Source organism: Dyella sp. 01N36 (assembly GCF_056399745.1).
On record NZ_JBFTRY010000081.1, the window covers coordinates 1 to 15,706 of the forward strand.

Annotated in this window: 9 protein-coding genes; 8 read left to right on the forward strand and 1 reads right to left on the reverse strand. The window is 64.1% G+C overall.

Going from position 1 to position 15,706, the window contains the following annotated elements; genetic code table 11:
* On the reverse strand, positions 1-91 hold a 91-nt coding region (locus AC1DMG_RS13480), incomplete at its 3' end, for a LacI family DNA-binding transcriptional regulator (protein WP_477180617.1).
* 411 nt (positions 92-502) lie between these two features.
* Between AC1DMG_RS13480 and pgmB the strand changes: the two genes are divergently transcribed.
* The 8 genes from pgmB to AC1DMG_RS13520 all read left to right on the forward strand — a co-directional run bounded on the left by pgmB (position 503) and on the right by AC1DMG_RS13520 (position 15,555).
* A complete protein-coding gene (gene pgmB / locus AC1DMG_RS13485; RefSeq protein ID WP_477178427.1) occupies positions 503-3,556 on the forward strand; it encodes a beta-phosphoglucomutase in 3,054 nt (1,017 codons plus the stop codon).
* 78 nt (positions 3,557-3,634) lie between these two features.
* Positions 3,635-6,184 carry a TonB-dependent receptor gene (locus AC1DMG_RS13490; RefSeq protein WP_477176291.1) on the forward strand — a complete coding sequence of 850 codons (2,550 nt, stop codon included), beginning with the start codon at positions 3,635-3,637 and terminating at the stop codon, positions 6,182-6,184.
* Positions 6,185-6,263: 79 nt separating this feature from the next.
* Complete coding sequence (locus AC1DMG_RS13495) at positions 6,264-7,526, forward strand: MFS transporter (protein ID WP_477180615.1); 1,263 nt, start codon at positions 6,264-6,266, stop codon at positions 7,524-7,526.
* A complete protein-coding gene (locus AC1DMG_RS13500; RefSeq protein ID WP_477176292.1) occupies positions 7,523-8,968 on the forward strand; it encodes a sulfatase family protein in 1,446 nt (481 codons plus the stop codon). The genes AC1DMG_RS13495 and AC1DMG_RS13500 overlap by 4 nt, the downstream gene beginning before the upstream one ends.
* A 42-nt stretch (positions 8,969-9,010) precedes the next feature.
* Complete coding sequence (locus AC1DMG_RS13505; RefSeq protein WP_477180616.1) at positions 9,011-11,260, forward strand: glycosyl hydrolase family 95 catalytic domain-containing protein; 2,250 nt, start codon at positions 9,011-9,013, stop codon at positions 11,258-11,260.
* A 49-nt stretch (positions 11,261-11,309) separates the two neighbouring features.
* Positions 11,310-13,004, forward strand: coding sequence for a trehalase family glycosidase (locus tag AC1DMG_RS13510; RefSeq protein ID WP_477176294.1), 1,695 nt, complete (start codon positions 11,310-11,312; stop codon positions 13,002-13,004).
* Entirely contained in the window at positions 13,001-14,068 is a 1,068-nt protein-coding gene (locus AC1DMG_RS13515; protein WP_477176295.1) for an alpha/beta hydrolase, read from the forward strand. The genes AC1DMG_RS13510 and AC1DMG_RS13515 overlap by 4 nt, the downstream gene beginning before the upstream one ends.
* Positions 14,069-14,145: 77 nt before the next feature.
* Positions 14,146-15,555, forward strand: coding sequence for a sigma-54-dependent transcriptional regulator (locus AC1DMG_RS13520; RefSeq protein WP_477176296.1), 1,410 nt, complete (start codon positions 14,146-14,148; stop codon positions 15,553-15,555).
* Positions 15,556-15,706 lie beyond the last annotated feature (151 nt).

Consider the following 15,706-nt stretch of genomic DNA (forward strand, 5'->3'; position numbering starts at 1 on the left):
CGCGGGTCTCGCGCTGCACCAGCGGGCTGTCGCTGAGCGCCCGCGAGATGGTGATCTTGGATACCCCGGCCACCTTCGCCAGATCCGCCATGGTCAGACTGGCGGAAGGCGTGGCGCCCTGGCGATTCTTTTGCTGACGACTCAAGACCTGGCCCCAATGTCTTGTGAGCGATCGCACGGCATCCGCACGACGGCCAACCTTGGCAAACCCCGACAGTGTCGTGGTTTGCACTGCCAACGTCCAACACCGTATGGAAACATCGCTCCCCTACCTCTTGCCCAGCCGGCACGCGCTCTTTCGGTGGCGCAAGACCTTGCGCTCGCAACACACCATCCATGAGATCGATTTCAGGCGCAACGATGTTGTGCCGCAGCAAATGTTATCGATATCTTGATATCGATAACATTTGCTGCGAAGCTCCGCCCGCACACCAAAAAGCCAGGCTGGTCCACGCCTCTAGTGGTCCCGCCAAAAAGCAGAAAATAAGAGCGGAGAGAGACGTTGGATCAACCAGAAACGGCGCAGGTCTTGCCGCCCTTTGGCCGTGCTTTGCGCGACGCCTGGGTGGTCACCCGTGAGAACGCCGATCCTGCCGGTTTCGCGCAGGATGAAAGCCTGTTCGCCCTTTCCAACGGCGCGCTGGGCGTGCGCGGCGGACTGGAGGAAGGCGACAGCCCGAGCCAGGCCTGTTTCCTGGCTGGCGCCTGGGAACGCACGCCGATCGAGTATCACGAGCGTTTTCCCGGTTTCGCCGCCCATACCGACACCCGCATTCCGGTCGCCGACGGCACGCGCATCCATCTGCGCCTTGGAGACACGCCGGTACGCCTTGGCGACGGCGAGTGGCTGCACTTCGAGCGAGCCCTGGACTTGCGCAGCGGCAGTTATCGCCGGCAGTTGCGCTGGCGCTCGCCCGACGGAGCGACCTTGCTGATCGATGCCGAACGCATCGTCAGTTTCGATAGCGCCGCCCTGCTGGCGATCCGTTATCGCGTGCAGTCGATCGACTACTCCGGGCCGATCACGCTGGAGTCCTGCATCAGCACGGCACGCCACGCCACCGAACAAGGCGACGACCCGCGCATCGGCACGCGCGTGGACGGCGGCCTGGCCAGTATCGACGCGGCAGCGGGCGACCTGCTCGCCCACGTGCTTCAGCGCACCGCCCACAGCAACATCCGCGTGGCGTGCATGCAGCAGCACGCGATCATCGATGACAGCCTGGGCTTTCGCCTGGCCAATCTCGCGCAGCATGGCGTGATGCAGGTGTTCGAAGGCGAGCTGGCGCCGGGTCAATCGGTGTCGTTCGAAAAATATGTCGCTTACGCCTGGACGCAGCCCGAGGACGACGACACCGACGCCCAACTGCTAGCGCGCACCACCAGCGCACTCTCGCAAGCGAGCACGCAAGGTTACGACGCCCTGCTTGCGCGCCAGACCCAGGCACTCGCACAGCTGTGGCATAACGCCGATCTGGCCATCGATGGCGATCCGGCCACCGAACAGGCGCTGCGCTTCAACCTGTTCCACGTGTTCCAGTCCAGCAGTCGCGATGGCCAGGGCACCACTGCGGCCAAGGGCCTCACCGGCGAAGGCTACGAAGGCCACTACTTCTGGGATGCCGAGGTCTTCATGCTGCCGGCGATGGTCGCGCTTGCACCCGATGTGGCGCGCAGCATGCTGATGTACCGCCACGGCACGCTGGAGCGCGCCCGCGCCCATGCACGCGAACTCAACCACGCCCGCGGCGCGCTGTATGCGTGGCGCACCATCAGCGGCGACGAGTGCTCCGCGTATTTTCCCAGCGGCTCGGCGCAGTACCACATCAACGCCGCCGTGGCCTGGGCGATCCGCCACTATGTGGATGCCACCGGCGACGACGCCTTTCTGCGCGACGTTGGCGCCGAGATGCTGTTCGAAACGGCGCGCATATGGCTGGATATCGGCCACTTCAATCCGCGTCGCGGCGGGGCGTTCTGCATCCATGGCGTGACCGGTCCCGACGAATACACCGCGCTGGTCGACAACAACCATTACACCAACCGCATGGCGCAACGACATCTGCGCGACGCGGCTGCGGTGGCGCATTGGCTGGCCGGCTCGGCGCCGGATACCTACGCGGAACTGGCCCGCCGCATCGGCCTGGAATCGTTCGAGATCATGCAGTGGCAGCGTGCCGCGGAGCTGATGTATCTGGCCGAAGATGCGCAGCTCGGCATCTTTCCGCAGGACGACACCTTCCTCGACAAGCCGCGCATGCCGGCGCACGCGGACGGCGAAGGCAAGCGTCCGCTGTTGCTGGAACTGCATCCGCTCACCATCTATCGCCACCAGGTCGCCAAGCAGGCCGATGCGCTGCTCGCGCTGATGCTCGCCGGCGATGAGGTCAGCCTCGCCGCCAAGCGACGCAACTTCGACTATTACGAAGGCGTCACCGTGCACGACTCGACCTTGTCCGCCTCCACCTTCGGCGTGATGGGCGCGGAAGTGGGCGAAACCGAAAAGGCCTGGCGCTACTTCCAGGACAGCTTGCGCGTGGATCTGGACGATCTGCACGGCAATGCCGCGCACGGACTGCACATGGCCGCGATGGCCGGCAGCTGGTTGTCGCTGGCCTGGGGATACGGCGGCATGCGCGTGGTGAACAGCGAACTGCGCCTGCGCCCGCAACTGCCCGACGCCTGGCACCGCTATCGCTTTGGCGTCGCCTGGCAGCAGGGTCATCTTCGCGTGGAAGTGGATCGCACCGGCGTGCGTTACACCGTCACGCGCGGCGACAGCGTGCGCTTCAGCCATGCCGGTGAGCCGGTGCGCCTGCGCCATGGCGAATCGATCTCGATGCCGCATCGCGCACTCGAGCAAGCGCCGCTGCAGGCCGTGATCTTCGACCTTGACGGCGTGATCGCCGATACCGCCGTGGTGCATCGCGCTGCATGGGAACAATTGGCGCACGACATCGGCGCGCCGTTCGACGAACACATCGCCGAACGCATGAAAGGCGTGGACCGCCGCGGTTCGCTCGAGATTTTGCTGGAGCGTGCGCCGCACGCCTATTCCGAGCGCGAGAAACGCGTACTGGAAGACCGCAAGAACGACTACTACGTCGCACAGATCGACTGCTTCGGCCCGGGACAATTGCTGAGCGGCGCACGTCATGCCGTGGAAAGCGTGCGCGCGGCAGGCCTGCGCACCGCACTGGCATCGGCCAGCCGCAATGCCCCGCTGCTGCTGGAGCGGCTGGGCATCGCCGAACTGTTCGACTATGTGGTCGATGCGTCGCGCATCACGCACTCCAAGCCGCATCCGGAAATCTTTCTGACGGCGGCATCGGGTCTTGGCGTCGCAGCGCAAGCCTGCCTCGGCGTGGAGGATGCCGCTGCCGGCGTCGACAGCATCCTGGCCGCCGGCATGCGTGCCGTGGGTGTCGGCGATGCCACCGTGCTTGCGCGTGCCGAGGACATTTTGGCGGGTATCGATGCGTTCGATATCCAGCGCTATCTCAACCGACCACCGACCGTTCCGGGAACGGCGGCGGAGGCCGTGTCGAACCACTGATCAGGACCCTTCTGACAGCGTGCAGTACCACTCCTAAGAAACACTACAACTGCTTTTCTTTGATGGGGAGGAAACACCATGAACACGCAACGCATGACTCGTAGGCTGCTTGCCACCAGCATTGCTGCTTTGCTCGTCGCCAGTTCTCTGCACGCGCAGGATGCGGCACCCGCAGCGCAGACTCCGCCGGCACAGACCCAAGGTCCATCGGCAGCGCCAGCCGCTCCGGCGGCCAACCAGAAGAACGCCACCAATCTCGACCAGGTGGTGGTCACCGGCACCGCCGCGGCGGGCGGCCTGAAGAAGATCGACACCTCGTACTCGGTCACCGCTGCCACGCTCGACCAGATTCGCGAATTCAATCCCAAGAGCTCCGCTGACCTGCTGAAGATGGCGCCGGGTGTGTTTCCGGAATCCTCGGGCGGCCAGACCGGTGCGAACATCGAAGTTGCCGGCTTCCCGGGCGGTGGCGATGCTCCGTTCGTGACCTTCCAGCTCAATGGTTCGCCGCTGTATCCCATGCCGACGCTGTCGTTCATGGAAAACTCCTCGATGTTCCGTCTGGACGACACCATCGACCACGCCGAATTCGTGCTCGGCGGCCCGGCCGTGCTGTACGGCAATGGCCAGCCCGGCCTCACCGCGAACTTCATCCTGCGCGAAGGCACTGATACGCCCAGCGGTGATGTCGGCGTCACCTACGGTTCGGAAGGGCTGGTGCGCCTGGACGGCTTCTACGGCTTCAAGATCGCCGATGGCTGGTACGGCAGCGTCGGCGGTTTCTGGCGCAAGTCCGACGGCGTGCGCGATCCGCAGTTCGATGCCGACAAGGGTGGCCAGCTCACTGCCACCTTGACGCACAACTTCGGCGACAGCGGCTCGATCATGTTCTATGCGCGCGACCTGAAGGACCACAACCAGTTCGTCACCGATACGCCGATCCTCAATCCGGGCCGCGGCCAGTTTGAAAACTACCCCGGCTTCGATGCGCTCACCGGCACCTTCGGCAGCAAGGCCGATCAGTACAACTTCCTGCAGACCACGCCTTGCAACACGGCCGGCTGCCAGCCCGGCGGCCAGCACGTGAACCTGGCCGACGGCCGCGGTGCGGACATCTTCTCCGTGGGCGGCAATCTGGACCTGACCTTTGGCGACAACTGGAACGTCTCGGACAAGTTCAATTTCACCGGCGGCCAGATGAACACGACCGCCTTCTTCAGCACGGGCGCCAACCCGCAGACGCTGAGCAGCTATATCGACGACCAGATCACCGCCAACGGCCTTCCTGCCGGCACCACCGCCACTGCCGTGTACACCAACAACGGCCAGGCGGCGGACATGAACCAGAACGTGACCACGCAAGGCCTGTGGTATGTGCACAAGCGCATCCAGGGCGCCACCAACGAGTTCCACATCAGCAAGGAAATCTTCGACGGCAACACGCTGACCGTGGGCAACTACACCGCGGTCTACAACGATCACGACACCTGGTTCCTGGGCAACAACATGTTGCTGCAGGCGAAGAACAACCCCAGCCCGATCGCTGTGTCGCTGAGCAATGGCGATGTGCTGTCCAGCCCGGGTGGTTTCGTGAGCGGCCCGTCCACGGCCATTCGTGAGGCGTGGAACGGCTTCAACACCGCCTTCTTCCTCACCGACTCGTGGAAGCTCGACAAGTGGTTGTTCGACGCCGGCGTGCGCGTGGAGCGCCAGGAAGCCAATGGCCGCATCCAGAACACTGCCACGGGCGATCTGGACAACAACCCGACCACGCTCTACAACAACAACTCGCAGTACGTGGTGGGCGGCAACAACTACATCAACTACGCCAAGACCGCGCCTTCGTGGACCATCGGCGCCAACTACGAAATCCAGAGCAATATGAGCGTGTACGCCCGTATCAACGACGGCGTGCACTTCCCGGGTTTCGATGACTTGCGCGGCCTGCCCAGCCAACCGATCAACAAGATCCACAATATGGAAGTGGGTTACAAATACCAGGCGGACTGGGTGTACCTGGATGTGAACGCGTACCGCAAGCTGTTCTACAACGTGCCGTACACGATCACCCAGGGCAATGGCCAGCAGTTCTCGTTCGACTACGGCTCGGCCACCAAGGGCATCAACTTCACCACGGTGCTCAAGCCGATCCCGAACGCTCCCGGCTTCCAGCTCGCCCTCAGCGGCGATTACATGGACGGCCACTACACCCACAGCGCCGCCTGCACGCCTTATATGACGCAGGATGGCACCGAGGCCTGCGCCAGCCTCGATGGCATGCAGTTGCAGCGCCAGCCCAAGTTCCAGGGCCGCCTGACGCCGTCGTACGACTTCCCCACCTCGTTCGGCAGCATGAAGTTCTGGATCACCTATGAGTACGTGGGCAATCGCTACGGCGACCTGATCGAACAGCAGCCGCTGGGCGATTACTACAGCTGGAGCTTCGGCGCCACGGCCAACATCGGCCAGAGCTGGCAGGTGAACCTGCAAGGCACTAACTTGACCAACGAGATCGGCGTGACGGAGGGCAACTCGCGCCTGTTCGGCTTCGCCAGCACCAACGGCGTGATTCTGGCGCGCTCGATCGAAGGTCGCGAGGTCAACCTGCAGGTCAAGTACAAGTTCTAAAGAGCACTTCCCTCGACTGTCCCGGTCCGCCACTAGTGCGGCGGACCGGGACCTTTTTAAACCTCATTACGAGGTGTGCATGAACCGGTTCCGCATGGTCGTGGCGTTGGCGACGATTTACATGGTGTTCGCGATACTGCTCAACAGTGTCGGCACGGTGATCCTGCAGTCCATCCACACCTTCGGTATCGACAAGCCGCAGGCCAGCCTGCTGGAACTGTTCAAGGACTTGCCGATCGCCCTCACCTCGTTCCTGGTGGCCTCGTTTCTGCCACGGCTGGGTTACCGTCGCGCGATGATGCTGGCGTTGGGCATCGTGGGCAGCGCCTGCGTGCTGATGCCGCTGCTGCCGAGTTTTCACACCACCGAATTATTGTTCACCTGCGTCGGCGTGTCGTTCGCGCTGGCGAAGGTGGCCGTGTATTCCTCCATCGGCCTGCTGACTGACAGCAAGGCCGAGCATGGTCGACTCACCAATACTATCGAAGGGCTGTTCATGCTGGGCGTGTTGGCCAGCGGCTGGCTGTTCAGCGCGTTCATCGACCACGGCAACCCGGCCAACCCATCCTGGTTCAACGTGTACTGGGTGCTGGCCCTGATGTGCTTCGGCACCATTGCGCTGCTGTCGGGCGCACAGCTGGATGAAACGGCAGCCCATGGCGGCTCGCCGCTGTCGCTGGTGCAGGCCATGCGCGACATGTATCGACTGCTGATGCGCACGCTGGTGTACGTCTTCCTGCTGTCGGCGTTTCTCTACGTGCTGATTGAACAGAGCTTCAGCACGTGGCTGCCGACATTCAACAACGAGATCCTCAAGCTGCCCAATGCGATGAGCATCCAGATGGCGAGCATCCTGGCCGGCGCGACGGCGTTGGGTCGCATTCTTGCCGGGCAGCTGCTGCGCCGGATGTCGTGGCACGTGCTGCTCAATCTGTGCGTGGTGGGCATGGGCGCATTGATCCTGCTGGTACTTCCATTGGCGAGCCATCCCGCGACTGGCACGGAGGTGGGTTGGTTCAACGCGCCTGTCGCTGCCTACCTGATCCCGCTGATCGGTTTGCTGATGGCGCCGATCTACCCGGTCATCAATTCGGTGGCCTTGAGCTCGCTGCCCAAGCCCTCGCACGCGGCCATGACCGGCCTTATCGTGATCTTCTCCGCGCTGGGCGGCACGCTGGGTTCGCGCATCACTGCCATCGTCTTCACCAACTTCGGCGGCATCCACGCGTTCTATTTTTCGCTGGTGCCGATGACGCTGATCCTGGTGACGCTGTTCTTMTTCAAGCGCGAAACCGACCGATCGGCGCTGCCCGCCTTGCTGGCACCGGAGGGTGCGGCGTGAGTTTCACGCGCCGCCAGTTCCTGGCGTCGGGCGTGGTGGCGGCGGGAGCCGCGCTGACATCGAAGTGGACGGCAGCCGCTGGCAACCGGACGACGGGTGCACGCAACGTCCTTCTGATCGTCGCTGATGACCACGGTTACGACATGTCCGGCGTGGGGACGGCAGTTCATACACCCGCACTTGATCGGCTGGCACGCGAAGGTACCTTGTTCACCGATGCCTATGCCTCGGTGTCGTCGTGCAGCTCCAGCCGCTCGACGCTGTATACGGGCCTGTACTCGCATACCAACGGCATGTACGGCCTGGCGCACGACGTACACAACTTCTCGCTGCTGGAAGACGTCAAGACGCTGCCGTGGATGCTCAAGCAGCACGGCTACGCCACTGCGCTGGTGGGCAAGCTGCATGTGAAGCCGGAGGCCGCACTTGCCTACGATGCGTGGCTATTGCCGGAGCAAGCGGGTAACCGCGACGTGGCCGCCATGGGGCATGCCGCCGGGCAGTGGATGCGCGCTCAGGGTGCGAAGCCGTTCTTTCTTACCATCGGTTACAGCGACCCGCATCGCGCCGGCGATGCCTCGCAGTTCGGCAACACGCGCGACTGGCCGGAAGTTCAGCGCATGCGCTATCGGCCGCAGGAGGTGACCATTCCCTCGCATCTGCCGGACCTGCCGGGCGTGCGCGAGGACCTCGCCCAGTACTACGAAGCGGTGAGCCGGATGGACAGCGGCGTGGACATCCTGCTGCGCGAACTGCAGGCCTCGGGGCACGCCGACGACACGCTGGTGATCTATCTGTCCGACAACGGCCGCCCGTTTCCCGGCGCCAAGGACAATCTCTACTACGAAGGCATCCATCTGCCGCTGATCGTTCGAGCGCCGAAGGCGACGCGTCGCGGCATCCGCAACAACGCGATGGTTAGCTGGATCGACATCACGCCCACCATCCTCGACTGGGCCGGCGTGTCGCCGCCGCAGGGCTATCGCTATCTGCCGCTGCCCGGCCGTTCGCTGTTGCCGATCCTGGAGCAGGCAACGCCCGGCGGCTGGGACGAGGTGTTTGCCACGCACTCCTTCCACGAGATCGATCAGTACTACCCCACCCGTTCATTGCGCACGCGGGGCTACAGCTATTTCGTGAATCTGCAGCCCAGCCTGCGCGTGCCGATTGCCAGCGACGTGGCGCTATCGCCATCGTGGAAGGCCATCACGAGCACGCCGGGCGCCCGTCTGGGCAAGCGCACGCTCGAAGCATTTGAGCATCGCCCCGACGAAGAACTCTACGATTTGCACGCCGACCCGGACGAAGTAGTGAACCTGGCCGGCGAGGCGAGCCATGCCCACGTGCTGGCCGACCTGCGCACGCAGCTCGCGCGCTGGCGCACCGCCACGCACGATCCGTGGATGGCCGGCATCACCAATCCTTTTGGACCCGCCCGCTAAGCGCGCGAGTGATCACCCGATGGAACAAGGAAGACGCGCCCCATGAAGTCCCCGCTACGACAACTGCCACGCGCGGCTGCCATAGGCCTGCTGTTTGTTGCCGCCCGCGTCAGCGCGGCCACCGATCCCAGCTTTGTGCTCACCGGCACGTCGGAACAATTTGGCAGCTATTTCCCCAGTTACCTGGCCAACGGCTACTACTCCACGCTCACCTCGGTGCGTGGCACCGAACCGACCATGGGCTACATGGTCGCGACCATGGACTATGCGAAGGACGATATCGCCCGTCCCGCGGCCATGCCCGGCTGGAACGAGATCGACTACAACCCCGGTGGCGGCTGGCTCAATTCCACCCGCGTGGCGAAGGAGATCTTCACCGACTACTCGCAGACGCTGGACATGTACGGCGCCACGCTGAGCACGAAGTACCGCTTCGCCTACGCCAACAAGTCCACCGACGTGCAGGTCACCACCTTCGTCAGCCAGGACGCGGGGCATCTTGCCGCCACGCGCCTTACGCTCACGCCGCAGTTCGACGGCAGCGTGCAGCTGACCTTTCCCATTCGCCTGTGGTCGGAACACCAGCCGCGTTTCCCCATCGGCAAGATGACTGGCGACGAGATGATCGCCGCGGTGATCGCCAGCGGGCAGAACCTGGACAACAAACCCGTGCCGACGCCGGATCGCGCGGCCGTGTGGTACCCGGGCGTGGTGCGCATCCAGTCCAACGGTGGCGACACCAAGACGCTTACGCTGTGGCTGGATGGACGCGCCGAGCAAGGCGTCGCCGTGGCGCAGGCGGTGGCGGTTGAGCTGCCCAAGGGGCTGGACGTCGAAGACGTGCAGCTCGAAAAGGGGCCGTACAAGCTCTCGCTGAACCTCAAGGCCAGGCTGCACAAGGGCCAGAGTTACACCTTCACCAAATATATCGCCGCGTCGCGCGAAGGCTGGGGCGGCAATGCGCAGGCCGATCTCGCACTCGCCACGCAGGCGCGCAAGACCGGCTTCGACGCCTTGCTCGCCAAGCATCAGGCCGCGTGGCATACGCTGTGGCAGTCGGATATCCGCATTGAGGGCGATGCCAAGGTGCAGCAGGCGGTGCATTCGGATCTCTACTATCTGCTGTCCAACACCACCGTGGGCACGAGCTGGCCGATGGGCGCGTGTGCGCTCACGCCGGGCTACGCTGGCCATGCGTTCTGGGACAGCGATTCATGGGTGTTCCCCGCCCTGCTTTTGTTGCATCCGGAACGCGCCAAGCCGATCGTGATGTTCCGTCACCGCACCATCGGCCCCGCGCAGGATCGCGCCAGGCAGTACGGCGTGAAGGGCACGATGTATCCGTGGGAATCCGATCCGGAAACCGGCAAGGATTACACACCGCATTTTGCCTACGGCGTGTTCCGCGAGGTCCACGTCAATGCCGACATCGCCATCGCGCAGTGGCAGTACTACAACGCCACCGGCGACGAGGCGTGGCTGAAGCAAGTCGGCTGGCCGGTGATCGAGCAGGTGGCCACCTTCTGGGCCAGCCGCGTCAGCTATGACAAGGCCAGCGACCGCTACGAGATCCACCACGTCACCTCGCCCGACGAAGCCTACGACGACGTACCCAACGACTCGTTCACCAATGCGGTGGCGCAGAAGGCGCTGCGCATTGCGGTGAAGGCGGCGAAGAAGGTGGGCGCAAACGCCGATCCGCAGTGGAGCGTGATCGCCGACAAGATGTATGTTCCGTTCGATGAGAAGAACCAGCGCCATCTCGATTTCGATGCGTCGGTGCCGCACGACAAGATCACCTGGATGGGTTCGTCGCTGGCATGGCTGATGTATCCCAACCTCGACCTGCCGATGACGCCGCAGATTCGCCGCAACGATTTCGACTTCCAGCTGCACGAGCTGAAGGAACACGGCGACGATCCGAACGAAATGATGATGGTGATGCTGGCCGTGGGCTCGGCCGAACTGGGCGACGCGCAGGGCGCCAACGACTGGATCYAGCGCAACCTGGTGGGCTTCCTCAAGCCGCCGTTCAACGTGCGCACCGAAACGGTGGCGAACAACGCGGGCTACATCCTCGCCACCTCCGCCGGTTTCGTGCAGAGCTTCGTCTACGGACTGAGCGGCTTGCGCATCGATGACGATGGCCTCACCCAGGCCTACGCACCGACCTTGCCATCAGCGTGGAAATCGATGCAGCTCAAGGGCGTGCATTTCCGCGGCAAGCAATACGACATCACCGTCGAGCATGGCGCCGACGGCAAGGCGCGACTGACGCGCAAGACGCTGTAAGCGCCAACGCGATGAAGACACACGATCACGCACCGACCCGGGAGCCGATATGAATCGCCAAGCCCATCCTTCGTTTCTTCGTCCTCGCCTTATCGCCTTCGCGCTTTCATGCGCCGTCGCCAGCACGGCGTTCGCCGCCGCCACACCCGATCCGGCGAAAACGCGCACCTATATCGACAAGGCCTGGACCACGTTGACGCGCTCGCAGGAAGACTGCGCCTCGCTGGTCGACACCAAGGTGGTCGGGCATCCGGTGCTCTACGTGCCTGCAGGGCAAGCCGTGCCGGATGCGGTGACAGCCATCGGCAAACGTTGCGGCGTCGACGTGCGTCCGCTGCCCAAGAAGGTGGAGCAGCTGGGCGATATCGATGCGACCCGGCTGCCGCAGCAGGGCCTGCTCTATCTGCCGCATCCTTATGTAGTGCCCGGCGGCTTCTTCAACGAGATGTACGGCTGGGACAGCTATTTCATCCAGCTCGGACTGGTGGCGGATCACCGCCTCGACCTGGCCAGGGACATGGTCGACAACGCGCTGTTCGAAGTGGAGAACTACGGCGGCGTGCTCAATGCCAACCGCACGTATTACCTCAGCCGCTCGCAGCCGCCTTTCCTCACCGCGATGATGACCGCGGTGCTGGATGACCCCGCCGCCTTCCCGAAYGCGGACGCGCGGCGCGAGTGGCTGGCCAAGGCTTATCCACTTGCGGTGCGCAATTACGAGATCTGGACGCGTCCCGAACATCGCGCCGGCGATACGGGCTTGGCGCGCTATTACGACCTCGGCAGCGGCCCGGTGCTCGAAGCGAAGGACAGCGAGTACTACAAAGGCGTGATCCGCTGGCTGCGTGCGCATCCCAAAGACGATCCCGGCTATCTGATCAAGGCTGCTGAGCATCCGAGCGATGCAGAGGCGGCCACGCTCAAGGATGCAAGCTGCGACGTGCACACTTCGAAAGTGTGTGAAGGCGCCTGGGTGGATGGTTATCGGCTCACTGCGGATTATTTCCACGGCGACCGCGCGATGCGCGAATCGGGTTTCGACACCAACGCGCATTTCGGCCCGTTTGGCGGCTCCACCCATCACTATGCCGATGCCAGCCTCAATAGCCTGCTTTATCGCTACGAGCGCGACCTGCACGATTTTGCCCTGCAGCTGGGCAAGGCCGGCGAGGCGGATCGCTGGGCCAAGGCCGCCGACGCACGCAAGGCAGCGATGGACAAATACCTGTGGAACGCGCAGGCCGGCATGTATCTCGACTACGACTTCATCGCCGGCAAGCCCTCGCCGCTGCCCTACGTCACCACCTATTACCCGCTATGGGCCGGCATCGCTTCGCCGCAACAGGCGGCGACCTTGCGCGGCAAGCTCAGCGTGTTCGAGCGCAAGGGCGGCCTGAGCATGGATAACCATCCGGCCGGCGTGCAGTGGGGCGAACCGTTTGGCTGGGCGCCCACCAACTGGCTGGCGATCAAGGGACTCGACGACTACGGCTTCCACGACGACGCCCGCCGCCTCGCCGGCAAATTCGCCACCACCGTGGACCAGGGCCTCGCCGACGACGGCACCATCCGCGAGAAATACAACATGGTGCTCGGCAATGCCGATGTGAAGGTGATGGCCGGCTATAGCGAAAACGTGGTGGGTTTCGGCTGGACCAACGGCGTGTATCTGAAGCTGCATGAGTTGCTCGATGGCAAGGCGAAGAAGGCCGCACCTGCTGCCAAGACGGAGAAGACGCCGTGACGCGCGGCGCGGCCGTTCGGTTTGCGCTCGCCACGGCGCTTTTGGGTGGTGTGCTTCACGCGCAGGATGCCAAGCCCACGGTACGCGCCGACGGTAGCGTGCATGTAGGCAACATCACCCTTCCCTACTCATCGGAAGCTTCGCCGGAGGCGCGAGCCTTCTTTCCCAAGATGCTCGCCGCCGGCAGCAAGGCGCCGCCGATCACCGCGCCGATCGAACAGAGCCGCGCGTTCTACGACCGCATGAACACCGATCGCGCCCATCGCCTGATGGCGCTTTACCCGGTCAAGACCCATCGCGAAACCATTGCCGGGGTGCTGACGGATGTCGTGGAGCCGGCCCAGGGCATTGCACCCGAGAACCAGGGGCGCGTGCTGATCAACCTGCACGGTGGCGCCTTTCTGTGGGGCGCGCACAGCGGCGCGCTGGTGGAATCCATCCCGATCGCCAGCCTGGGCCGCATCAAGGTGATCAGCGTGGACTACCGGCAGGGGCCCGAGCACGTCTTTCCCGCCGCCAGCGAGGACGTGGAGGCGGTTTATCGCGCCCTGCTCAAGCAGTACAAGCCCGGCAGCATCGGGATCTACGGCTGTTCGGCCGGCGGCGTGCTCACCGGCGAGGCCGTGGCGCGACTGATCACCGACAAGCTTCCCGTGCCCGGCGCCATCGGCACGTTCTGCGGGTCGGTCGTGGATATGGCCGGCGATTCGGTGATGGTGGGCCCGCTGCTCAACGGCGCCCCGGTGCCGGATCACCCGCTGCGGCTGGGCGAGCTGCCCTACTTCAAGGGCGCCAGCGCGACCGATCCGCTGGTTTTTCCCGGACTTTCGCCGGAGTTGCTGCACCAGTTTCCGCCCACCCTGCTGATTACCGGTACCCGCGATGCGGCCATGAGCGCCGTCATCCGCAGCCAGACCCTGCTCAGCCAGGCCGGCGTGGCCACCGACCTGCAGGTGTGGGAGGGCATGTGGCACTCCTTCTTCTCCGACCCGGAGATGCCTGAATCGAGGGCCGCCTACGAGACCATCGTGAAATTCTTCGACAAACATTTGACGCGCGGGTAGGCGTTCACGCATATCAGTCTTTGCCCCCCGCGAGGGGGACGGTTATCCTAGCCGTGTCCACAGCAAACAGTGACGACATGAGCCAACAGACCGTTCTGGTCATCGACGACGAACGCGATATCCGCGAGCTTCTCACCATCACCCTCGGCCGCATGGATTTGCTGGTCGATGCGGTAGGTACCGTGACCGAAGCCCGACGCGCCCTCGCCGAACGGCATTACGACCTCTGCTTCACCGACATGCGCCTGCCCGACGGCAACGGCCATGAAGTGGTGGAGCTGATCTCCGCCGAACATCCGGACACGCCGGTGGCGATGATCACCGCCTACGGCAATGTCGATGCGGCCGTGAGCGCGCTCAAGGCGGGCGCCTTCGATTTCGTCTCCAAGCCGGTCGACATCCAGATGCTGCGTCGCCTGGTGCGCACGGCACTGCGCCTGGCCGAGGAAAAGCGCAGCGGCCAGGCCGCCGCCAAGCCCGACGGCAACGAGCGCCTGATCGGCGAGTCGCCGGCGATGCACCAGGTGCGCGCCACCATCGGCAAGCTGGCGCGCAACCAGGCGCCGGTGTACATCGCCGGTGAATCGGGCGTGGGCAAGGAACTGGTCGCCCGCCTGATCCACGAGCAGGGCCCGCGCGCCACCGGGCCGTTCGTGCCGGTCAACTGCGGCGCCATTCCGTCCGAACTGATGGAAAGCGAGTTCTTCGGCCATCGCAAAGGCAGCTTCACCGGTGCGGTAGGCGACAAGGAAGGCCTGTTCCAGGCCGCGCACGGCGGCACACTGTTTCTCGACGAAGTCGCCGAACTGCCGCTGCACATGCAGGTGAAGCTGTTGCGCGCGATCCAGGAAAAAGCCGTGCGCCCGATCGGTGCACGCGAGGAAGTGCCGGTCGACGTGCGCATCCTCTCGGCCACCCACAAGAATCTTGCCGCGCTGGTGGACCAGGGCCAGTTCCGCCAGGACTTGTTCTATCGCATCAACGTGATCGAACTGCGCGTGCCGCCGCTGCGTGAGCGTCGCGGCGACGTGCCGCTGCTCGCCAACTTCGTGCTGCGCCAGCTCGCCAACAAGAGCGGCGGCACGCCCGGCCACTTGCTGCCTGCCGCCCAACAGGCGCTGGAAGCCTATGACTTCCCGGGCAATGTGCGCGAGCTGGAAAACATCCTCGAACGCGCCATGGCCATGTGCGACGGCGACCAGGTCGACGTCAGCGACCTGATGCTGCCGCAGCGCACGCCGCGCCCGCAGAACGAAACGGCACCACCGTCTTCCACCGGCATGCCCGCCGTTGAACCGGCACCCGTTGCCGTGGCTGCCGCACCGTCGGCCAGCGGCGGCCTGGATGACTACATCAGCAACCTTGAGCGCACGGCCATCATCAAGGCGCTGGAGGAGTCGCGCTACAACAAGACGGCAGCTGCGAAGAAGCTGGGCATTACGTTTAGGGCGCTGCGGTATAAGTTGAAGAAGTTGGGTATCGATTGAGATTGATAGGTCGATGCACAGAAAAGGCCGCACACAGTGCGGCCTTTTTGTTTTTGTGGTGGCGTGCGCGCCATCTGTGGGAGCGCACCCTGTGCGCGACGGCCACGCTGGGGTGTACCGCTCTGTAGGCTTGTCGCGCACAGGGTGCGCT

What these genes read in the sequence shown, in the direction of transcription:
- AC1DMG_RS13490 (WP_477176291.1), top strand. Translation starts at nt 3,635, where the DNA reads ATGAACACGCAACGCATGACTCGTAGGCTGCTTGCCACCAGCATTGCT.
- AC1DMG_RS13520 (WP_477176296.1), top strand. Translation starts at nt 14,146, where the DNA reads ATGAGCCAACAGACCGTTCTGGTCATCGACGACGAACGCGATATCCGC.